The organism is Azorhizobium caulinodans ORS 571 (assembly GCF_000010525.1).
Classification (GTDB): domain Bacteria; phylum Pseudomonadota; class Alphaproteobacteria; order Rhizobiales; family Xanthobacteraceae; genus Azorhizobium; species Azorhizobium caulinodans.
On sequence record NC_009937.1, the window covers coordinates 2,160,225 to 2,180,870 of the forward strand.

At 66.4% G+C, this 20,646-nt stretch carries 17 protein-coding genes; 8 read left to right on the forward strand and 9 right to left on the reverse strand.

Going from position 1 to position 20,646, the window contains the following annotated elements:
• The first annotated feature begins 3 nt into the window (after positions 1-3).
• From AZC_RS09780 to AZC_RS09805, 6 genes are all read left to right on the forward strand, one after another.
• Entirely contained in the window at positions 4-1,779 is a 1,776-nt protein-coding gene (locus AZC_RS09780) for a branched-chain amino acid ABC transporter ATP-binding protein/permease (protein WP_012170414.1), read from the forward strand.
• Entirely contained in the window at positions 1,776-2,513 is a 738-nt protein-coding gene (locus AZC_RS09785) for an ABC transporter ATP-binding protein (protein ID WP_012170415.1), read from the forward strand. Before AZC_RS09780 ends, AZC_RS09785 begins: the two co-directional genes overlap by 4 nt.
• Positions 2,514-2,543: 30 nt before the next feature.
• Positions 2,544-3,539, forward strand: a complete 996-nt coding sequence (locus AZC_RS09790; protein ID WP_012170416.1) for a zinc-dependent alcohol dehydrogenase family protein — start codon at positions 2,544-2,546, stop codon at positions 3,537-3,539.
• A 651-nt stretch (positions 3,540-4,190) separates the two neighbouring features.
• Positions 4,191-6,302 carry a glycosyltransferase gene (locus AZC_RS09795; protein WP_244421852.1) on the forward strand — a complete coding sequence of 704 codons (2,112 nt, stop codon included), beginning with the start codon at positions 4,191-4,193 and terminating at the stop codon, positions 6,300-6,302.
• A 108-nt stretch (positions 6,303-6,410) separates the two neighbouring features.
• Positions 6,411-7,199: a TylF/MycF/NovP-related O-methyltransferase gene (locus tag AZC_RS09800; protein WP_052285910.1), complete on the forward strand. Its 789-nt coding sequence runs from the start codon at positions 6,411-6,413 to the stop codon at positions 7,197-7,199.
• 13 nt (positions 7,200-7,212) lie between these two features.
• Positions 7,213-8,136, forward strand: a complete 924-nt coding sequence (locus tag AZC_RS09805; RefSeq protein ID WP_012170419.1) for a hypothetical protein — start codon at positions 7,213-7,215, stop codon at positions 8,134-8,136.
• A gap of 79 nt (positions 8,137-8,215) precedes the next feature.
• On the opposite strand, the gene AZC_RS09810 is transcribed toward AZC_RS09805, so the two are convergent.
• The 4 genes from AZC_RS09810 to AZC_RS09825 form a co-directional block, all read right to left on the reverse strand.
• A complete protein-coding gene (locus AZC_RS09810) occupies positions 8,216-9,121 on the reverse strand; it encodes an NAD(P)-dependent oxidoreductase (RefSeq protein ID WP_012170420.1) in 906 nt (301 codons plus the stop codon).
• A 5-nt stretch (positions 9,122-9,126) separates the two neighbouring features.
• A complete protein-coding gene (locus AZC_RS09815) occupies positions 9,127-9,447 on the reverse strand; it encodes a putative quinol monooxygenase (RefSeq protein WP_012170421.1) in 321 nt (106 codons plus the stop codon).
• Positions 9,448-9,543: 96 nt separating this feature from the next.
• A complete protein-coding gene (locus tag AZC_RS09820) occupies positions 9,544-10,905 on the reverse strand; it encodes an NAD(P)H-dependent oxidoreductase (RefSeq protein WP_012170422.1) in 1,362 nt (453 codons plus the stop codon).
• Positions 10,906-11,080: 175 nt separating this feature from the next.
• A complete protein-coding gene (locus tag AZC_RS09825) occupies positions 11,081-11,983 on the reverse strand; it encodes a LysR substrate-binding domain-containing protein (RefSeq protein WP_012170423.1) in 903 nt (300 codons plus the stop codon).
• 253 nt (positions 11,984-12,236) lie between these two features.
• Between AZC_RS09825 and AZC_RS09830 the strand changes: the two genes are divergently transcribed.
• Together AZC_RS09830 and AZC_RS09835 are read left to right on the forward strand one after the other, a co-directional pair.
• Complete coding sequence (locus AZC_RS09830; protein WP_043879162.1) at positions 12,237-13,277, forward strand: TRAP transporter substrate-binding protein; 1,041 nt, start codon at positions 12,237-12,239, stop codon at positions 13,275-13,277.
• Positions 13,274-15,145, forward strand: a complete 1,872-nt coding sequence (locus AZC_RS09835) for a TRAP transporter large permease subunit (RefSeq protein ID WP_012170425.1) — start codon at positions 13,274-13,276, stop codon at positions 15,143-15,145. Before AZC_RS09830 ends, AZC_RS09835 begins: the two co-directional genes overlap by 4 nt.
• A gap of 51 nt (positions 15,146-15,196) precedes the next feature.
• Here the strand turns inward: AZC_RS09835 and AZC_RS09840 are convergent, their stop codons facing one another.
• The 5 genes from AZC_RS09840 to AZC_RS09860 all read right to left on the reverse strand — a co-directional run bounded on the left by AZC_RS09840 (position 15,197) and on the right by AZC_RS09860 (position 20,599).
• Complete coding sequence (locus AZC_RS09840; RefSeq protein WP_012170426.1) at positions 15,197-16,441, reverse strand: threonine/serine ThrE exporter family protein; 1,245 nt, start codon at positions 16,439-16,441, stop codon at positions 15,197-15,199.
• Position 16,442: 1 nt separating this feature from the next.
• Complete coding sequence (gene mqo, locus AZC_RS09845; RefSeq protein WP_012170427.1) at positions 16,443-17,945, reverse strand: malate dehydrogenase (quinone); 1,503 nt, start codon at positions 17,943-17,945, stop codon at positions 16,443-16,445.
• Positions 17,942-18,337 (reverse strand): cupin domain-containing protein, encoded by a 396-nt coding sequence (locus tag AZC_RS09850; protein ID WP_012170428.1) that lies wholly within the window; start codon positions 18,335-18,337, stop codon positions 17,942-17,944. Before AZC_RS09850 ends, mqo begins: the two co-directional genes overlap by 4 nt.
• Before the next feature lie 14 nt (positions 18,338-18,351).
• The gene (gene fumC, locus AZC_RS09855) at positions 18,352-19,806 is read right to left on the reverse strand and encodes a class II fumarate hydratase (RefSeq protein WP_012170429.1); all 1,455 of its coding nucleotides are present in this window, start codon (positions 19,804-19,806) and stop codon (positions 18,352-18,354) included.
• 376 nt (positions 19,807-20,182) lie between these two features.
• Positions 20,183-20,599 carry a hypothetical protein gene (locus AZC_RS09860; RefSeq protein ID WP_043879164.1) on the reverse strand — a complete coding sequence of 139 codons (417 nt, stop codon included), beginning with the start codon at positions 20,597-20,599 and terminating at the stop codon, positions 20,183-20,185.
• Positions 20,600-20,646: the final 47 nt, after the last annotated feature.

The following is a 20,646-nucleotide window of genomic DNA, read 5'->3' on the forward strand; positions in this document are numbered from 1 at the left end:
GCCATGGCCCGCTTCCTTCCCATCCTCACCCTCCTTGCCGCCGCCCTCGCGCTGCAGGCTCTCTCCGGCGAACATGCAGTCTCGGTGCTGAACTATATCGGCCTCTATGCGCTGGTTGCCCTCGGCCTTGTGGTTCTGACGGGGATCACCGGGCAGACCTCCTTCGGTCAGGCCGCCTTCGCCGGCATCGCCGCTTATGCGACGGCGGTGATCGCCACCCAGTTCGGGCTCGGACCTCTGGTGACGCTGCCCGCGGCACTGCTCACCACCGCCGTGGCCGCTTTCCTCATCGCCGCCATCACACTGCGCCTGTCGGGCCATTATCTCCCGCTCTCCACCATCGCGTGGGGCATCAGCCTGTTCTACCTGTTCGGCAATATCGAAATGCTGGGCGGCCATACGGGCATCGATCACATCCCACCGCTGTCCCTCTTCGGCCATGAGCTGACCGGCGGGCGCGAACTGGGCGTGATCATCTGGGGTCTCGTGGCGCTGGCCGTCTGGGCCGTGTCGAACCTCCTCGATTCCGCGCAGGGACGGGCGCTGCGCGCCGTGAAGGACGCGCCCCTGATGGCGGAGACCTTCGGCGTGGACACCGTGAAGGAGAAGCGCATCGCATTTGTCCTCGCGGCGCTGCTCGCGGGCCTCTCCGGCTGGCTCTATGCCTATCTGCTGCGGTTCGTGAACCCCTCGCCCTTCAGCCTCAGCATCGGCATCGAATATCTGTTCATGGTCGTGGTGGGCGGCGCCGGCTATGTCTGGGGTGCCATCATCGGCGCGGCGCTCATCACGCTCGCCCGCGAATGGCTCCAGGATTTCCTTCCCGTCCTTCTGGGCACCAGCGGCAATTTCGAAACCGTCGTCTTCGGCGGGCTCATCATCTTCCTGCTGCACCGCGCCGAAGGCGGCGTGGCGGAGCGCCTCTCGGGCCTCGTGCGCCGGCTGCCCTTCCTAGCGCCCACCGACGCAGGCGAAGAGACGGACGCCCCCCAGTTGCCGGTACGCCCGCGCCCGTCGGCGGGCGGCGATCTGCTGGTGGTGGACAGCGCGCTGAAGCAGTTTCCGGGCCTCGTCGCGGTGTCGTCCATCAGCCTGAAGGTCCGGACGGGCGAGATCCTCGGCCTGATCGGTCCCAATGGGGCCGGCAAGAGCACGCTGTTCAACCTCATTTCCGGCACGCTGCACCTCACCTCGGGCACCATCACGTTCGACGGGCAGGTCATCAGCGGGCGCACGCCCCGGCAGATCGGCGACTGCGGCCTCGCGCGCACCTTCCAGCACGTGAAGATGATGCCGAACCGCAGCGTGCTTGAGAATGTGATGCTCGGCGCCCACCGCCGTGCCCATGTGGGCGTCCTCGCCTCCTGCCTCCACATGGAGCGGCGGGAGGAGACGGCGATCCGTGCGGAGGCCATCCGCCAGATCCGCCGCGTGGGCCTGGAAGATGTGATGATGCAGCCGGCGGGCAGCCTGCCGCTCGGCAAGCAGCGCATCCTCGAAATCGCCCGCGCGCTCGCCGCCGATCCCATCCTTCTGCTGCTGGACGAGCCCGCAGCGGGCCTGCGCCTGCCGGAGAAGAAGCTGCTCTACAAGCTTCTGCGCCAGCTGCGCGCGGAGGGGCTCACCATCCTCATCGTCGAGCATGACATGGACTTCGTCATGAGCCTCGTCGACCGGCTCGTGGTCATGAGCTTCGGCCAGCTCATCTGCGAGGGTGACCCGGCCAAGGTGCAGGGCGATCAGCGCGTGGTGGAAGCCTATCTGGGAGACGCGGCATGAGCCCGCTGCTGGCGATCAACGATCTGCGGGTCGGATACGGGCAGGTGGAGGCGCTGTTTGGCGCGTCGCTGACGGTCGCCCCGGGCACCATCGTGACCGTGGTCGGTCCCAATGGCGCGGGCAAATCCACCTTGCTGAATGCGGTGGCCGCCCTCATTCCGAAGCGCTCCGGCCGGATCGCCTTCGCCGGCCAGAATACCGATGGCCTCTCCACCGAGGAACTCGCGGCCTGCGGAATGGCGCTGGTGCCGGAGCGGCGCGATCTGTTCGGCAGCATGTCCGTAGAGGACAATCTGCTGCTCGGGGCCTATCTGCGGCGATCCAACCACAAGGCGATCGCCGACAGCCTCGAGGAGATCTTCGCCCGCTTCCCGCGGCTGAAGGAGCGGCGGGCGCAGGAGGCGGGAACGCTCTCCGGCGGGGAACGCCAGATGCTGGCGATCGGGCGGGCGCTCATGTGCCGCCCCCGGCTGCTGCTGCTGGACGAGCCGAGCCTCGGCCTCGCGCCGCAGATCGTGCGCAATGTCTTCGACGTCATCGACTCGCTCCGCGCCACGGGCGTCTCCGTCCTTCTGGTGGAGCAGAACGCACAAATGGCGCTGCGCATCGCCGATTACGCTTATGTGCTGGAGACCGGCGAGATCGTGAACCAGGGCACGGGCGCGGCGCTGCTGCACGACCCGCGCGTGATGGAAACCTATCTCGGCATCGGCCATGGCAGTTATGCCGACTGAGCAGTCGCGCAAGACAAGCAGAGGTGCGGAATGAAAGCGGTTTTGGTGTACACGCCCGGGGGGCCGGATGCGCTGAATTATGTGGAGGCTCCCATGCCCCTGCCGGGGGCGCAGGATGTGGTGATCCGCGCCGAGGCGTTCGGGGTGGGCCAGCCGGACGCACTGATCCGCAGCGGCGTCTATAAATGGATGCCGCCCCTGCCGGCCAATCCCGGCAACGACGTCGCCGGTTATATCGAGACCGTGGGCCGCGACGTGACGGGGCTGGAAGTGGGGCAGAAGGTGCTGCTCAGCGCCCGCGACCTCTCCCAGCGCGGGGGCTGCTATGCGGAGTATGTCTGTGCCCCCGCCAATGCCGTTCATCCGCTGGCGGACAGCGTCTCCTGCGAGGAGGCAGTCTGCCTCGCCAACTATCAGGTGGCCTGGGCCCTCCTGCATGAAGCCTCGGGCCCGCGCCCGCCGCAGACGGTGCTGGTGATCGGCGCTGCCGGGGGCGTTGGGTCCGCCTTGCTCCAGCTTGCGAGGCTTGCGGGCATGCGCACCATCGGCTCGGTAAGCACGGCGGAAAAGGCCGAGTTCGCCCGCGCCATGGGGGCGGACGACGTGGTGTTCTATCGCGCCGAGAATGTGGTGGACCGCACGCTGGAACTCACAGCCGGCGCCGGCGTGGATCTCGTGCTGGACCACGTGTGTGGCGCGGATTTCGCGGGCTATCTGCGGACACTGCGGAAATGGGGCACGCTGCTCTCCTACAATGCCTTTGCGGGTCTGCCGGAAGAAAATCTCATGGGCGAGATGCGCAAGTATCTCGGCAATTGCCCGGCCGTGCGCTGCTTCTCCTTCCACATCTATGACCATGACCGGCCCAACCGCCGCCGCATCATGCGCGAGGTGATCGCCGCCCTCGAAGCCGGCCACATCAAGCCGGCCATCGCCGCCCGCTTTCCGCTCGCCCGTGTTCGCGACGCTCATGCCATGCTGGAAAGCGGAGCCGCCCTCGGCAAGATCATCATGACGCCCTCGTGAGGAGCGTGGCGTGAGCTGCTGGCATGCCACACTTCGGATCCGGCTTGCGACCCGATCCGCGAGGGCATAATGCGGTAGAGACGGGAGGTGCTGCCGTTTGGCGTCCAATATCAAGTTTTGGACGCTCCCGTCCGTAGGAAGCGCGATCGCCGTGGATCGGACGTGGAAGTAGCCCCGGCTGCGGCAATGATTCACTGATTCTCCGATACGCATCCAAGGCCCGAGCAAAGCTCAAGGCCTTTGGAGGACTATGGGCGAATTCCTGCCCCGTCTGATTGGGGGGGCGCCATGGATGGCCGGGGCCTGCCGTCAAGATTGACCTGCCGCTTCTTGTGATTGGAACAGCCCGATAGGGGAAGGGCCGGTGAAATGGCGGCCGATCGGACCGGCAACCGAGGGCGGGATCGGACGCCCGATTTTGGCAAGGCGTTCGTCGTGGTATTCAGCATGCTTGCGGGAGTGGGGCAGGCTGCTTTCGCGCGACGCAGAGCGTGCTGAACAGTCGCGTGGCTGGGTGCCTTGGGCACGCAAAGATGAATGCGGCCCAGACTGAGGCGTGGCGTCGAAGTGCGTGGCGAATGGTGGCCGAGGAAAGGGCTTCAACACAGCATGAGTGCACACCAGGGCGGACCGGATGGCGCCGACGTGAAGATGTCTTCCTCTGAAACGCGGCCCATGCGGGCAACGATCGCCATCCCCCTTCACAACCACGCGCCCTGGATCGGCAAGCAGTTGGACAGCCTGTTCGCCCAGTGGCGCGCGGATTTCGAGCTGCTGGTGGTGGATGACGGCTCGGAGGATGGCGGCATCGATGTGGTGATGGACAGGCTCGCCGCACGTCCGGACATCGTGGCGACCGTGCTGCGCCATGGCCGCTCGCGCAGCTCGGCCCTTGTGGATGCGTTCGCGCGCTATGCGTCGGCTCCAGTGATCATCCAGGCGGACAGCGACGACATCACGCTGCCAGGGCGGCTGGACGCGATTCTCGCCTGTTTCGACCGCGATCCGCGATGCCGGCTGGTGAGCAGCAATGCGGTGCTGATCTCGGAGGGCGGGATGCCCATGGGCATCCTCGATGCCATACATGGCGACCGGGTGGTGGGTCGGGACGATCCCGTCCCGGTCTATTGGGGCGCCTTGTGGTATGGCGCCACCTTGGCTTATCATCGGTCGGTATTCGAGGCCTTTCCGCCGATGGATGCGGAATTCTGTCCCTACGGGTTCGACACGATCGCGCCCGCGCGTGCGACCTTGCTCGGCACCCATCATCTGCTGGCCCGCCCTCTGGTCGGCTGGCGCCAGCACGTCAACAACACGCACCGGCGCGTGGGCGCACTGGGCACCAGCGCCTCCGCACGGGAGCATTATGCCGCGCTTGACGTGATGATAAAGGCGCAGGTGGTGCGGGATGCTCAGTGGCTGCGGGAGCGGAGCGCGCCTGAGGATCAGCCCCGGATCAGCGCTGCCATCGAACGCTGCGAACAGCAGTTCATGGCTTACTTCGACAAGTGGGCACGGCTGCGGAACCGCCGTGATCAGGCGGGGGGGCAAGCCGCCGTTTCGGATGGCACAACGGACAGGCCCTTGCCGGATATGCCGCCTGTCGTCACGCTTCCCGTGGCCCGATCATGGCCTGTGGAACGTTACACGCCGCTTGCCCAGGCGCTGAGCCGCTGGCCAGGTTTTCATGAGGCGGAAGAAAGCCATATCTGGACCTCCCGGCAGGTGGTGGCGGTGCTTCGGGTCACGGCGCCCGACGCCGTTGCGCTGGCGCTCACGCTCGGCAGCAGCTTGTCTCTGCCTACGGCCCGCGCACTGGTTTCGATCAATGCGGGGCCGGAGATTGAGGTGGCCCTGCCGCAGTCGGGATGCTGTGTCGTCGAGGTGCCGTTGCGCAGCAGGGAAGATCACCTGTTGCCCTGGACGGGTGTCAGCCTCCTCTCCATCCGCGTGCCGCTCGCCGACGCCCCCATTAACAAGGTCCCGGACCATCCGGACACGCGCATCCTCGGTGCGGCATTGTATGCCATTGAGCCGATTGTCACGCAGCAGGCAGAGGTGCCGCATCTCGGGCAATTGATGACCCGGATGTGGGCCGAGCAGGATGACTGGAAACTGGAACCGGGTTGCCTCACGCCGATCGCGGGCTGGCTTTCCGAACGGGAGATGCGGCTGCTGTATGGGTGCGCGCGGCTTCTTGAGGGGCCGTTTCTCGAAATGGGGGCCTGGGTGGGGCGCGCGACGTCGGTGCTGGCGCGGGGCGTGCGCGATGCGGGCGGTGAAAAGCGGTTTGTCAGCGCCGAAATCGGACCCGAGCTCGAACATTTTCGGGCGATCGGGGACGAGGTGCATTATTTCTCGCCTCAATGCGACGGCCAGTCGATCGGGCATGTCGCGGCCTCGGTCTTCGAGGCGGAGATCGCGCCGGTTCTGCGCGGCGACGGTGGTGTGATCGGGACCCTCGCGCGCAATCTGGACGCTCTGGCGCTTCTGCCGTTCGTCACCATTCATGAGGGTGACTTCGCCACGGCTCCCGATCTCGGCTACCGCTTCATCTTCAACGACTGCGCCCACACGCCGGCCGAAATCGAGCGGTCCGCTGCCGGATTGAAAGCCCTGATCGGGGAGCGGACGATCATCATGGCCGCGCACGACCATTCGCCGGAGGCCGAGGCGACATTCCGGGCGTTGTTCGATGTCTTGGAAAGCATGTGCGTGGACACGCTCTTCGTGTGCCGGATGCGGAACCGTCCGGCGTCATAGCGGGAACGACAAGCGGAAAAGCGGCCGGTTGCCATTGCATCTGTCCCCGCGAGATGCAAACGGAGCAGGGGGGTATCCCCGCTTGCGAGAATGAAAGGGCGAGACGGAATGGCGGATCGGGACAAGGCGCGCGAGGAAGAGAACCTCCTTGGCTTCACGCGAGCCTTCAATGCCGCGGAACATGCGGCGCGGCAGGATCTGGAAGAAGCCCATCGGACGTCGCCCATCCCGCGCAACGAGCGCATGGATAATCTGGCGCTTTTTGCCGATCACCTTCTGCTCGGCCGCATCCTGTTCATGGACCACATTTACCGGCTGATCCTGAACACCCCCGGGGTGGTCATGGAGTTCGGCACGCGCTGGGGGCAGAATCTGTCGATTTTCAGCAATCTGCGCACGCTCTACGAACCGACGCATTACCATCGCAAGATCATCGGCTTTGATACCTTTTCCGGTTTCGTTGACGTCGCGCCGCAGGACGGCACTTCCGTCTATGCCCAGCCGGGCAATGTGCGCACCACGCAGGGCTACGAGACCTTCCTGGAGCGCGTTCTGTCCGCGCAGGAGGCGTTCAAGCCCCTGCCGCACAAGAAGAAGTATGAGATCGTGAAGGGCGATGTCCGCGAGACGCTGCCGCACTATCTCGACCGTCATCCGCAGACGATCATCGCGCTCGCCTATCTGGACATGGACCTCTACGACCCCACCCGCGAGGTCCTGACCAAGATCCGGCCCTACCTCGTGCGGGGCAGCGTGGTGGTGCTGGATGAGATCAACGATCCCGGTTTTCCCGGCGAGACCGTTGCGCTGCGCGAGGTGTTCGGCCTCACGGGCCTGCGTTTGCAGCGGGTGCCGTACCTGAGCTTCCCCTGCTATTTCGTACACGATATCGCGTAGGAGCAGCTCAAGCGTGTCGCGTATCCATATCGTGGTCTTCGACCGTACGCCCGGCTGGACGATCATGAAGGAGGACATTTATGTCAGCCTCTTTCATTGCTTCGCCGCGCTCGGGCATGTGGTGACGATGGACTGCCGCCGGCTTGAGCCGCGCGCGCTCAACATCCTGATCGGCCTGCAATATCTCTCGCGCGCGGAAGTGGCCGAACTGGCCGCCTCAAGCTACGACTACGCGGTCTTCGACGTCGAGTTCATCGACGACGGCATGGTCAACTACAAGCCGGAGACGGCCTGGCTGTTCGGGCCGGAGGGGCGGCCTTTCTTCGATCGCTGCCGCTTCTTCATGTCCTATTTTGCCGACAGCGTGCGGATGATGTCAGATCTCGGCGTGTTCTCACGCCAGATGACGCCCGGCTATACGCCTGTGCTTGAGACCGGCAGCCGATTGAACGACCGCGACAAGGACATCGACGTCTTCTTTTTCGGCAATGTGGACGGGCACCGCCGGCCGCTGCTGGCGCAAATCGGAAAGGCCTGCCGCCTCGTCGTGAACACGCCGGCGGATATCACGCCGCTGTTCCTGCGCAATGCGCGAGCGGACCGCTCCCGCATCATTCTCAGCCTCGGCCGGGCGAGCCCGTTCCACCACATCGGTCCGATGCGGCTCATCGCGATGGCCCACCTGCGGGCTTTCGTGCTCTCGGAACCGGCGGAACTCCATCAGCCGGAACTCGCCGGCCTTTGCAGCTACTGGGCACACGACCAGGATCCCGTGGAGGTCATCCGGTTCTGGCTCGATGCCGCAGACCTTCGTCAGACGCGGGCCGAGGCAGCCTATAAGCGGATGCGCGATATCGATCCCCTCGCTCCCCTCGTTGCGGTGCTCGACGGTGCGGCCGGTGCCGGTCGCCGCCGCATCGCCAACGCGCGCACCTAACCGGAGCGCGCCGGCACCCGCCTCCGGCCCCAGAAGTGAAGGCCAAGGCTTCGCTTGAACCGCTTGCCTGGATGGCAGCTCAGACTGGCGCGCTCAGATCGGCGCCCACGGCCGGATTGGCGCGCCAGATTTCCCGGATCACGGCGCTGTGGTCCAAATCGCCGTCGCCGTTGGCGACCAGTGCCTCGAACATGCTGTCGGTGAGCGACAGCATGGGCAAGGATAGCCCCAGATGCGCCGCATGGGCGAGGGCGGTGCGGGTGTCCTTCAGCTGATATTTCGCTGGCCCGCCGGGCACGAAGTCGCCGGTGGCCATCCGCAAGGCGTGCTGCTTCAGGATAGTTGAATCGGCAAAGCCGCCGAGCAGCGCTTCCCGCACCTTCAGAGGATCCGCGCCGCCTTGCCTGGCGAGTGTCATGGCTTCCGCCATCGCGACGAGGGTTGAGGCCACGATCCCCTGGTTGATGAGCTTGCACAACTGGCCGGTCCCGGCCGGCCCCACATGGACGGCTCGTCCCATGGCCGCCAGCACGGGCGTTACCCGCGCCACGGCTTCCGCCGGCCCGCCGGCCATGATGGCAAGACTGCCCGCGATGGCGCCTTTCTCGCCGCCGGAGACCGGAGCATCCACATAAAGGAGGCCACGTTCGGCGGCGGCACGGGCCTGCGCCTCGGCGGTCTCGACAGGGATGGAACTCATCACCACGAGGGTGGCGCCGGGCGCCATGGCGGAGATCATACCGTCAGCGCCCAGCAGGAACTCGTCGCAGACCGGGCCGGAGCTGAGCATGCAGATGACGACCTCTGCGGCCCGGACGGCCTCATGGGCCGTGGGCGCGCTCCTGACGCCATCCGCTTCAAGGGCGCGCGCCTTGCCGGAAGAGCGGTTCCATGCGGTCACCTCGAAGCCGGCGCGCGCCAGATTGCGGGCCATCGGGCCGCCCATGATGCCGGTGCCGAGAAAGCCGATCCGTTGGAGCGTCATGATCTTCAGTTCCCGGCGCCGCTTGTGGCGCGGGCGAGGAAGCGCACCGGCCGTTCAGCCACGATCAGGGCCGGAAAGCCGTCCCTGAAGCGGGCGAAGTGGGGCGTTTCCAGATGGGCGTCGAAGGCCGCGCGGTCATCGTAGACCTCGTAGAAGACGACCGTGTCGGCCTCGGCCGCGGAGACGCAGACGTCAAAGGTTCGGCAGCCGGGTTCAGAGGACACGGAGCTGGTGGCGTCGTCATGGGCGAGGGCGAGGAAGTCGGCCAGGCGGCCCGGCTTGACCTGGAATTCGGCGATCACGACGAAAGGGGAGGGGACGGACATGATGCGTGCGGCTCGCTTGGAAAGAGCAGGCGCGCTCCGCCGCGCGACCGAAACCGGCGGCGGAGCGCAGAGTGAGACCCGCGTGAGTCTACAGGCTCAGGCGGCGGAACGCGCGGCCTTCGGGCGCGCCGCATCTTCCATCTGCCGGCGCAGGGCCACCACGTCGAGATCGGCTTCCAGTTCCACATCGTCGATGCTGACGATCTGGTCGCGCGCCACCGGGCGCTTCAGCTTCACATTATGGGCAAGGCCGATGGGCAGACCCCGCAAGGCAAGGCTCTTGCTGGCCGGAATGGCATTGGCCCACACCGCATAGCCGCCTTCACCGTCGAGCATCTCGCCCGGCTTCAGGTCGCGCTTGGCCGTGGCCACGGCATCGCCGCGGAACTCCTTGGAGCAGCCGGTGGGCTCGTGCCGCAGCACGGCGGAGAGCACGCTGATGCTGGTCTCAAGGCCGATCATGTGGAACGGCCGCCACATGGAGCCGTACCAGCCCGAGGGGTCGGTCAGGAGGCCATACTGCTTGAAACAGGCCTTGGTGTATTCGCTGGTGGCCTTGAAGGTGACGAACACCCCATAGCGGATGTTGTTGAACACCTCGCGGCCGTCGGGCTCCTGGCTTGCGGCGATGTCCACGAGGCCCGAGCGCGGCAGGCGCCCGCCGTCGGACACGGGGCGGAAGACGCGGGCGAGATCGTGCAGGCCGGTGGGCGGGAAGGCGAGGCCGTCGTCGGGGCAGTCGAGCCCCGTGCCGTTGGCCACCGCCGCCATCTCGATGGCCGCCTTGGTGCCGTCGGTGAAGGAGTTGTACATCTTGGGGTTGAAGTCGCCCTTGGCCACTTCTTCCTCGCTCCAGCCGAAGAAGCCCCACACCGTGTCCGGGGTGGAATAGCGGTAGCGGGGCTCGAAATTCATGCCCTTGCCGGCGGAGGTGAGCTCGAAGCCGCAGGAGCGGGCCCAGTCCACCAGTTCGCAGATGATGGCCGGCTGGTCGCCATAGGCCATGGAATAGACGACGCCCTTCTGCCGCGCCCGCTCGGCCAGCAGGGGGCCGCAGAGCACGTCGGCTTCCACATTCACCATCACCACATGCTTGCCGGCGTCGATGGCGGCCAGCGCATGGCGCACGCCGGCGATGGGATGGCCGGTGGCCTCGATGATGCATTCGACGCCGTCGAAGGCCGCCAGCGCATTTGCGTCATCCAGCACACAGGTCTTGCCGCTCTTGAAGGCGTCCGCGAGCGAGGTTGCCCCATAACGCTCTTCCGGCCAGCCGACGCGGGCGAGGGAGGCGCGGGCGCGGCCAACGTTGAGGTCGGCGACACCCACCACATGCATCCCCTCGATGCGCTGGGCCTGGGCGAGAACCATGGAGCCGAACTTGCCGGCGCCGATCAACCCGACGCGGACGGGCTTTCCGCTGGCGGCGCGCTGCGCCAGCAAGGCATGGAGATTCATCGAGCTTCCTCCTCCGATGATCCGTGGCGGCAGGCCGGCGCGTGGGGCGGAAAGGCCCGGCCAGGGATCTTGCGCGGTCCATGATCTGCGCCGAAGCGCGACCGCGATGGATGCAAGGCTAGAAGCGGGATTTGTGAAGCACTATCCAGAAATCTGAACGGATCTGTTAGGCAAGCTAAAGTGAGGCGTCGCGGGTGGCCAGCCAGTTGTCCCGCTCGCGACGCAGCCAGTCGAAGAACAGCTTCACCTTGCTGTGGCGCAGGTGATCGGGCGGGCAGGTCGCCCATTGGGTGACAAGAGTGATCCGGGGCGGCTCCGCAATGGGGCAGATGAGGCGTCCATCGTGCTTCTCCGCCCACATCATGAGATCGCTCTCCAGCGCGATGCCGAGGCCGCCCACGGCGGCGTCGATGGCCATGTGGGTGCGGTCGAAGAACAGGCGGCGCAGCCGCTCAGCGGGCGTTACGCCGGCGCAGGTGAACCAATAGGGCCATTGAACCTGCGATTTCACCGAATGGATGAGCCGGAAGCGGGGCAAATCCTCCGCCGCGAGGCTGCCCGCAGCGGCGAGGGCGGGCGAGCAGACGGGGAGGAAACGCTCTTCCACCAGCCCTTCCGCAACGAGGCCCGGCCATTGGCCCGTGCCGTGGCGGATTTCCACATCCACATTCTCCTTCTGGAAGGCGGTCGGCTCGTTGGTGCCGTCGAGGCGCAGCTCGATCTCGGGATGGGCGTCGATGAAGCCGGCGAGACGCGGCAGCAGCCATTTGGTGGCAAGGCTCGGCGTCGCCCGCACTGTGAGGGTGGTGACAGACCGGAAGCCGCGGATGCGCTGCGTCGCCTCGGTGATCCGCTCCACCTCGCCACGGATCATTTCGAAATAGCGCTCGCCGGCTTCGGTCAGCACGACGTTGCGCCCGGCCTTGCCGATGAGGGCCGTACCGAGGCTGATCTCCAGCGCCTGCACCTGCTGGCTGACGGCGGAGGGCGTGACGCCCAGTTCATCGGCAGCACGGGTCACGCTGCCCGTACGGGCAACCGCGTGGAAGACACCAATGGCCCGTAAGGGAACCTGCATGCGTCAATGATTAAGTCAGGCTAAAGAGAAGTGCAAGCAATCTGAATTGTTCTTCACGAACAAGCTTCCTACTGTCGTGCCATCAAGAATGCCGCCGGACAAACCGGTGTGCCGGAGGACGCGATAAGGAGGATGAGCGGCGCACCCTGCGACCGCCTCTCCCTTTTGAGCGCAGTGGACGCGCGGTACGCCCGCGCATGACGCCGCAATGCCAACGCCTGCGCCGAACATGGCGAGGCCGGGGAGGACCATCATGGCCGATCACACCAAAGCCGCCTCGAACACGGGCCTGTCCCGCCGCACGCTGCTCGCCGGCGCGGCGGCCGCCATTCCGCTGGTGGCCATCCGCACCTCGCCGGCACGGGCCGCCGAGTTCAGCTTCAAGGTGGCGACGGGCCAGTCCCTGACGCAGCCCATCAATGCCCGCCTCGAGCAGGCCTGCGCGCGCATTCAGGAAGCCTCCGGCGGACGCATGGAGCTCAAGTTCTTTCCCGCCAGCCAGCTCGGCTCGGACACCGACCTCATCACGCAGGTCCGCTCGGGTGGGATTGAGTTCCTGAACATCGCCGGTTCGGTCATCTCCACTGTCGCGGCAGGTGCGGCCATCACCAATGTGGGTTTCGCCTTCGCCGATTATGACCATGTCTGGCGCGGCGTGGACGGAGCCGTGGGCACCTATGTGCGGGGGCAGGTGGAGAAGGCCGGGCTCCTCATCGTGTCCAAGGCGGCGGACAACAGCTTCCGCCAGATCACGTCCTTCTCCAAGCCCATCCGCGTGCCGGCGGATCTCAAGGGCTATCGCATCCGGGTGCCGGTTTCGCCCATCTTCACCTCCCTCTTTACTTCGCTCGGCGCCAACCCCACCTCCATCAACTTCAACGAGCTCTACACCGCCCTCCAGACCCGCCTCGTGGACGGGCAGGAGAACGGCCTTGTCGCCATTGATTCCGGCAAGCTCTACGAGGTGCAGAAGTACGTCTCCGAAACCAACCACATCTGGGACCCCTTCTGGCTGATGGCGAACCGCCGCGCCTTCTCCCGCCTGCCGGCCGACCTGCAGGAGATCGTCACCCGCGAGTTCGACCGCGCGGCGATGGAGCAGCGCGCGGACGTGGTGCGCCTGAATGGCGTGCTGAAGGAACAGCTCCAGACACGCGGCCTCGCGTTCGAGACCGCCGACAAGCCCGCCTTCCGCAAGGAGCTGAGCGACAACGGCTTCTACAAGACCTGGAAGGACAAGTTCGGTACCGACGCCTGGAAGGCGCTCGAGACCGTGACGGGCGACCTGGCATGAGCACGGTGTCCCACTCCCAAGACACCGCCTGGGAGGCGGCGGCCCCGGCGTGGGTCGCGGATGCGGAGCGCTGGCTGCGCCGCATCGTCGAAATCCCTGCCGCCCTGCTGGTGGCCGCCGAGGTGCTTATCCTTTTCGTCGGCATCTGCGCCCGCTCGTTCCACCGTCCGATCATCTGGTCGGACGAGCTGGCCTCCATCCTCTTCCTCTGGCTCGGGATGCTGGGGGCGGTGGTCGCCATCCAGCGCGGCGAGCACATGCGCCTCACCTTCCTGGTGAGCATGTTCTCGCGCCGGGCGCAGGCCTGGTGTGAAACGCTGGCCGTGGGTGGCGTGTTCGTGCTGCTGGGGCTGCTGATGCACGCGGCCTATGACTACACGCTCGATCAGTCCTTTGTGGAAATGCCGGCCCTCGGCTGGTCCGGCATGGTGCGGGCGCTCGCCGTGCCGGTGGGCTTTACGCTGGCCATCCTGAGCTGCAGCCTGAAGCTGCTCCGCCACGGCTGGATGGACGTGATCGGCGTGACCCTTCTGCTGGTGATGATAGCCGCAGGTCTTCATACCGCTGCACCGCTGCTCATGGGCATCGGCAACTGGGCGCTGCTGGTGTTCTTCGTGGGGCTGCTGGGCGCGGGCGTTCTGGCGGGCGTGCCCATCGCCTTCACCTTCGCCCTTGCCACCACCGCCTATCTGCTCACCGTCACCACCACGCCGCTGACCATTGTGGTCGGCCGCATGGACGAGGGCATGAGCGGCCTCATCCTGCTGGCCATCCCGCTCTTCGTCCTGCTGGGCCAACTGGTCGAGGTCACGGGCATGGCACGGGTCATGGTGGCTTTCCTCGCCTCGCTGCTGGGGCATGTGAAGGCGGGTATGTCCTATGTGCTGCTGGGCGCCATGCTGCTGGTCTCCGGCATCTCCGGTTCCAAGACCGCCGACATGGCGGCCGTGGCCCCGGTGCTGTTTCCCGAGATGCGCAAGCGCGGGATGAAGGACGGGGAACTGCTCTCGCTGCTCGCGGCCTCCGGCGCCATGAGCGAGACCATTCCGCCCTCCATCGTGCTCATCGCCATCGCCTCCGTGACCGGCGTCTCCATCGCTGCGCTGTTCACGGCGGGCATCCTGCCCGCCCTGGTGCTTGCGCTGGTTCTGGCCGTCGTCGCCCGCTACCGGGCGGGCAAGGAAGAGGACCAGAGCGTGGTGCCCCGTGCGCCCCGCGCGGTGGTGATGAAGACCCTGCTGGTGGCGATCCCTGCGCTGCTGCTGCCCTTCCTCATCCGCACCGCGGTGGTCGAGGGCGTGGCAACCGCCACCGAGGTCTCCACCATCGGCATTGCCTATTCGCTGGTGCTGGGCCTGCTGGTCTATCGCGGCGGCCTTAGCTGGCGCGGGGCCCTCCCGATGCTTGCGCGCACCGCCTCGCTCTCCGGCGCCATCCTCTTCATCGTGGGGGCGGCAAGTGCCATGGCCTGGGCGCTCACCCAGTCCGGCTTCTCCCATGCTCTGGCTGCCGCCATGGCCGGCGTGCCCGGCGGACAGGTGGGCTTCCTGCTGATCTCGCTGGTGGCTTTCATCGTGCTCGGCAGCCTGCTGGAGGGCATTCCCGCCATCGTGCTGTTCGGCCCGCTGCTGTTCCCGATCGCCCGCCAGTTCGGCATCCACGAGGTCCACTACAGCATGGTGGTGATCCTCGCGATGGGCCTCGGCCTCTTCGCTCCGCCGTTCGGCCTCTGCTACTACGCCGCCTGCATCATTGGCGGGGTGAAGCCGGAAGCCGGGATGCGGCGCATCTGGATCTATCTGGGCGCCCTGTTCCTCGGTCTCCTGGCGCTCACCTTCATCCCGTGGTTTTCCATCGGCTTCCTGTAGGATCCGCAGTCATGGGCCCCATTGCCGTGGGGTCCATGATCAGGAGGCCTTTCAGGTTCGGCGCAGGGGCACTGCGTGCAGCGCCGAGGCCACCAGAAGACCGATGGCAATGGCCGTGGTCAGCACCAGGGCGCCGATCAGCGCCGAGGCCGTTGCCGTCAGAAGGGCAACGGTGTTCTCCGCACCCGGCCGCATGAGCTGGAGCCCCCCGATCATCGCTCGAAAGGCATAGGAGCCGGGCACCATCGCGACGACCGCGGGAAAGACAAAGACGGTCCATGGCGCGGCCACGCGGGAGGCGACCTGGGAGGCCATCAGGCCGGCCGCGAACGCGCCCAGCAGCGTGCCGAGGGCGATATCCCCGCCAAGCGCCATCACCGTGGTCCGCAGCCCGTGGGCCAGTGCTCCACACAACAGGATGGGCGGAATGGCGCGCAGCGGCGCCCCGAAGACGAGCGCATAACCGAGTGCGCAGACCGTCGCAAAGAGAACGTCCCAGCCGATCGGCAGGTTCGCGGTCTGTAGCGATACCGGGATCGCCGCGCCGCCGATCAGGCTCGCGAGCGACAGTCCCGTCGCGATCGCAAGGACGACGACAATGCCGTTGGCGAGCCGGCCCAGCCCGATCGCCGCATGCCCCTGAACCAGATCGCGGATGCCGTTGATGAGCGGTACGCCGGGCACGAGGATCATGCCCGCCGCGACAAGAGCCAGCGTCGGATCGTCCCCCGTCAGCCGCAAGGGCAGAATGGCGCAGGCGCCGCTGGCGCAGGCGGTGAGGGCGGCGACCGCGGCGGGAAGCACGCCGCGGCGGCCCAGCCACAGGCGCACGAGCGCATTCACGAGCCCGGCCCCGAAGGCCGCGCCGACCACCGGCCATGCCGCCCCGAACAGCCGCGCCAGCGCTGCGGCCGTGGCCGCGACGGCGAGGACGACGATCCAGTCGGGATAGCCGCTCCGGTGTGCCTCGATCTCCGCAAGGCGGGCATCGGCCGCTTCGACATCGAGCCGGCCCGCACCGAGTGCGGTGACGACCTCATCCACCGCCACGAGGCGACCGGCATCGATGCCCATCACGCCGAGGGCATGACCCACCCGCGTGCGGTAGGTGCCCTCGGAGGCGATCATCAGCAGCAGGCGCTCGCTTCCGGTGAAGAACTGGACCTCGATGCCGAGCTGACCGGCGAGCGTCTCGATGCGCTGGTGAACATGCGCACTGTCCGCGCCCGCCCCCAGAAGGAGGCGGGCGATCCGCAGCAGGACATGGCCCGTCGCATCGAGGCGCGACGGCGTCATCTCAGGCATCGATATTGTCAATCTTCAGCACCTTGGCGGTGGCCTTGCGGCTGGCGCTGCAGGCCTCGGCGTCGGTGATCAGATCGATGCCGTAGCTCGGCAGGGCGCCGCGCAGCGCCGGGAGCCAGCCGTCCTCGGTCAGGCGGTCGGCAAAGCAGGTCTGGAGCACATGCACGGCGATGGCCGCGGCCGTCGAAGCGCCGGGAGAGGCGCCCAGCAGTGCGACCAGAGACTTGTCCGAGGCGGCAACGAGCTCGGTGCCGAATTCCAGCTGGCCGCCCGGATCGCCCTGATCCGGCTTGATGATCTGCACACGCTGGCCGGCCACGGCCTCCTGCCAGTCCGCGCGGCGGGCCTGCGGGAAGAACTGGCGGAGCATCTCGAACTGGTGGTGGCGGCTCTGGAACACCTGCCCGATCAGATACTCCTCCAGCGCGGCATTGTCCTTCGCCACATCGAGCAGCGGCAGGATGTTGCTGGCGGTGATCGAGCCAAACAGATCGGTCAGGGAGCCGCGCTTCAGGAACTTCGTCGAGAAGCCGGCGTAGGGGCCAAACAGGAGCGAGGTCTTGCCGCCGATCACCCGCGTATCGAGATGCGGCACCGACATGGGCGGGGAGCCGCTCGCGGCCTTGCCGTAGACCTTGGCGTGGTGGCGGGCGGCCACCGCATCCACGTCGCAGCGCAGCCAGATGCCGCTCACCGGGAAGCCGGCATAGCCCTTGGCTTCGGGGATGCCCGATTTCTGCAGCAGCTCGATGGCCGCGCCGCCGGCGCCGATGAACACGAAGCCGGCCGTGATCTGCTGGCGGGTACCGTCCACCGTGTCCTCGAAGGTCACGGTCCAGATGCCGTCGTCGCCCCGGTCGATGGCGATGACCTCGCTGTTGTAACGCAGATCGAGGCCGGCGGTCTTGAGATGGCCGACGAGCAGATGGGTCAGCGCGCCGTAATCCACGTCGGTGCCGGTGATGATCCGTGTTGCGGCGATCTTCTGCGCCGGATCGCGCCCTTCCATCACCAGCGGTGCCCACTGGGCGATCTGGGCCGGGTCCTCGCTATAGTCCATGCCGTGATAGCAATGGTGTGCCGCCATGGCAGCGTGGCGCGCCTTCAGGAAGGCCACGTTTTCTTCGCCCCAGACGAAGCTCATGTGGGGGCAGGGATGCAGGAAGGCGCGCGGGTCCGGAATGGCGCCGGTGGTCACGAGATGCGACCAGAGTTCGCGCGAGATGTCGAACTGCGTGTTGACCTGGAGGGCCTTGCTGATGTCGACGCTGCCGTCCGCCCGCTGCGGCGTGTAATTGAGCTCGCAGTTGGCGGCATGTCCGGTGCCGGCATTGTTCCAGCCCATGGAGCTTTCCAGCCCGCAATCGTCAAGCCGCTCCAGCATGGTCAGCCGAAGCGAGGGCTCCAGCGCGTGCAACAGCGTGCCGAGCGTCGCGCTCATGATGCCGGCGCCGATCAGCAGGACATCCGTGTCGGTCTTCTGGGAGAAGGTCATGCCTGCGCTCCGTTCGGCTTAAAATGCAGATTGGTGCCGGGATCGTAGATGACATAGGCGCGGCGCCAGGGCTGATCGCCGATCAGCCGCCAGCGGTGGCCGCTGCCGCTGTCATCCTGCGCGATGAGCACGTCGCCGGGGTGGATGGTGAAGGTGGCGCCGGACTTCACCTCGAACTCGATCGTGCCGGCGAGCGTGATGACGAACTGCGGCTGGGGGTCCTGATGCCATTCGAAGGAGCCGCCGCTGGCGGTTTCCTGAAAGGAGAGTTCGTGGACGGCGATGGGCAGGCCTGAGGCCTTGCCGTGCTGGCCGGCTCCGATCTCCAGCGTGCCTTCCTCGAAGAGGGAATTGCCATCGGGGCCGGTCCACATGCGGACGCAACGGATCATATTCGTCGTCTCCTTCAGGCGCCGGCAAGGCCTTTGCCGACCATGTTCAGCGGCACGATGACCTTGTCGAACAGGGCTTCATCCACCTTGCCGGAGGCGAGCGCGGCCTCCTTCAGCGTTGTGCCGTCGGCAATCGCCTTTTCCGCGATATGGGCCGCGTTCTGGTAGCCGATGACGGGCGACAACGCGGTCACCAGCATCACGCTGCCCGCGACATAGGCGCTGATCTTCTCGCGCTCGATCTCCGTGCCCTCGACCGAGAATTCGCGAAAGCGGTCGCAGCCGTCGGCGAGAATGCGGATGGAGTGCAGCACGTTGTTGATGAGCAGCGGGCGCATGGCGTTGAGCTCGAAATTGCCCTGGCTGCCACCAAAGGCGACGGCGCTGTCGTTGCCGAGCACCTGGATGGCGATCATCACCATCGCCTCGCACTGGGTCGGGTTGACCTTGCCAGGCATGATGGAGGAGCCCGGCTCGTTGTCCGGCAGCTTCAGCTCGCCGAGGCCGCAGCGCGGGCCGGACGCGAGCCAGCGCATGTCGTTGGCGATCTTCATCAGCGCGATGGCAAGGCCGCGCAGCCCGGCGGACGCCCGCACCATGGCGTCCAGCGAGCCCTGGGCCATGAACTTGTTGGGGGCGGTGACGAATGGCTTGCCGGTCAGTTCTGCGATCTTCGCCGCCACGTCGCGGGAGAAGCCGGCCGGCGCGTTCAGGCCGGTGCCCACCGCCGTGCCGCCCACCGCCAGTTCGTAGAGCCCGGCGCGGCTCGCCTCGATGGCGGCGATGCAGGCGCGGATCTGTCCGGCCCATCCGTGCCATTCCTGGCCGACCGTCAAGGGAACGGCATCTTCCAGATGGGTGCGGCCGATCTTGACCACATCCATCCAGCCATCGGCCTTCTTCTCGATGATTTCGACCAGCCGGGTCACAGCCGGGAGCAGTTGGTCGTCGATCGCGAAGATGGTCGCGATGTGCATGGCGGTCGGAAAGGTGTCGTTCGACGACTGGCCCATGTTCACGTCGTCATTGGGGCCGACGGGATGCTGGGTGCCGAGGGTGCCGCCGAGCAACTGGATCGCCCGGTTGGACAGCACCTCATTGACATTCATGTTCGACTGGGTGCCCGAGCCCGTCTGCCAGACATAGAGCGGGAAATGGTCGTCGAGCTTGCCGGCGATGGTTTCGTCCGCCGCCTGGATGATGGCGTCGCGTTTCCAGTCCGGCAGGCGGCCGGCGGCCGCGTTGACCAGGGCGCAGGCTTTCTTCACATAACCATAGGCGTGATAGACGGCCTTGGGCATCCGGTCGCCGCCAATATCGAAATGATGCAGCGAGCGCTCGGTCTGAGCCCCCCAATATCGGTCGGCCGGCACCGCGACCGTGCCCATGCTGTCGAACTCCTGACGGGTGCCGGTGGCATCGATCCCGATGGGGACCGCTCGCAATGTGGGGGCTTCGCTCAACGCCATGCTCCTTTGCTTGAGGATGGTTGCGGGGCGGGGTCAGATGATCCGCCCGCGGTCGGACGTCCGAGGGGTCGTGGTCTTTATGGCCTCCTGGCGGCCTCTGCCGGTGGACGCGGTGTGCTGGTCCGGCACGCGTATTCCCGTCCTGTGACCGTAACATAACGGATGCTGCGCTCGGGTATATTGGTCAATCTGCGGATGTTTCGCATGTTTGTGCGATGATTGACTGATCTTGTGTCGCAAGGATCATATGCCGAGCTTTTAAAAGCACGGCGAGATAAGAAGCGTGGGATCTTTCAACAGCTCGGCGTGGCGGGGAATTCTTGCGGTGCAGCGAAATGGGTGCGGCGCACGGAACAACGTGTGTTCGGGCGAGGCGCTAGGGCTGCGGCAAGGGATCAGATCCTTCAAAGCCTTGCACGGCGACGTGGCCGTCGGGTCCGACCACCACGCTCACGCGGCGCTTGCCGGTGCTGTCAATCAGCACGAGGCCGGAGCCGCCGCCGGTGTTGAGGAACAGATAGGACGATGCCCCGCCGGGGCGGTCGAACTTCACGTGCGCGCCCTTGTCATCGATCTCGATTGCCGCCACCGGGCCGTTTCCGTCGGGATTGGAGAGCACGAGGGAGGGACGTCCATCCGCATCCAGCGCTAGCCTGGCCTTGGGCGTCGCGTCGTTTCCGAGCAGCACGACCGACGGCGTACCGCCGGCCGCCGAAAGGATGAGCCGGGGCTCACCCGCGGGATTAACGATCCGGATTTCCTGCGTGATGATCGGGGGCGGAGCGTCTGGCATGCGTCCTCCTGGTGCGGTGCGACGGGCGGCTGGCGCTCGCCGGAAGG

Excerpts from the sequence above, each read along its gene's own strand:
- AZC_RS09815 (WP_012170421.1), bottom strand. The coding sequence starts at position 9,447 with ATGTCCGTCCCCTCCCCTTTCGTCGTGATCGCCGAATTCCAGGTCAAG.
- AZC_RS09840 (WP_012170426.1), bottom strand. The coding sequence starts at position 16,441 with ATGACGCCGTCGCGCCTCGATGCGACGGGCCATGTCCTGCTGCGGATC.
- AZC_RS09835 (WP_012170425.1), top strand. The coding sequence starts at position 13,274 with ATGAGCACGGTGTCCCACTCCCAAGACACCGCCTGGGAGGCGGCGGCC.
- AZC_RS09820 (WP_012170422.1), bottom strand. The coding sequence starts at position 10,905 with ATGAATCTCCATGCCTTGCTGGCGCAGCGCGCCGCCAGCGGAAAGCCC.
- fumC (WP_012170429.1), bottom strand. The coding sequence starts at position 19,806 with ATGGCGTTGAGCGAAGCCCCCACATTGCGAGCGGTCCCCATCGGGATC.
- AZC_RS09790 (WP_012170416.1), top strand. The coding sequence starts at position 2,544 with ATGAAAGCGGTTTTGGTGTACACGCCCGGGGGGCCGGATGCGCTGAAT.
- AZC_RS09780 (WP_012170414.1), top strand. The coding sequence starts at position 4 with ATGGCCCGCTTCCTTCCCATCCTCACCCTCCTTGCCGCCGCCCTCGCG.
- AZC_RS09800 (WP_052285910.1), top strand. The coding sequence starts at position 6,411 with ATGGCGGATCGGGACAAGGCGCGCGAGGAAGAGAACCTCCTTGGCTTC.
- AZC_RS09850 (WP_012170428.1), bottom strand. The coding sequence starts at position 18,337 with ATGATCCGTTGCGTCCGCATGTGGACCGGCCCCGATGGCAATTCCCTC.
- AZC_RS09785 (WP_012170415.1), top strand. The coding sequence starts at position 1,776 with ATGAGCCCGCTGCTGGCGATCAACGATCTGCGGGTCGGATACGGGCAG.
- AZC_RS09830 (WP_043879162.1), top strand. The coding sequence starts at position 12,237 with ATGGCCGATCACACCAAAGCCGCCTCGAACACGGGCCTGTCCCGCCGC.
- AZC_RS09810 (WP_012170420.1), bottom strand. The coding sequence starts at position 9,121 with ATGACGCTCCAACGGATCGGCTTTCTCGGCACCGGCATCATGGGCGGC.
- AZC_RS09795 (WP_244421852.1), top strand. The coding sequence starts at position 4,191 with ATGTCTTCCTCTGAAACGCGGCCCATGCGGGCAACGATCGCCATCCCC.
- mqo (WP_012170427.1), bottom strand. The coding sequence starts at position 17,945 with ATGACCTTCTCCCAGAAGACCGACACGGATGTCCTGCTGATCGGCGCC.
- AZC_RS09825 (WP_012170423.1), bottom strand. The coding sequence starts at position 11,983 with ATGCAGGTTCCCTTACGGGCCATTGGTGTCTTCCACGCGGTTGCCCGT.
- AZC_RS09860 (WP_043879164.1), bottom strand. The coding sequence starts at position 20,599 with ATGCCAGACGCTCCGCCCCCGATCATCACGCAGGAAATCCGGATCGTT.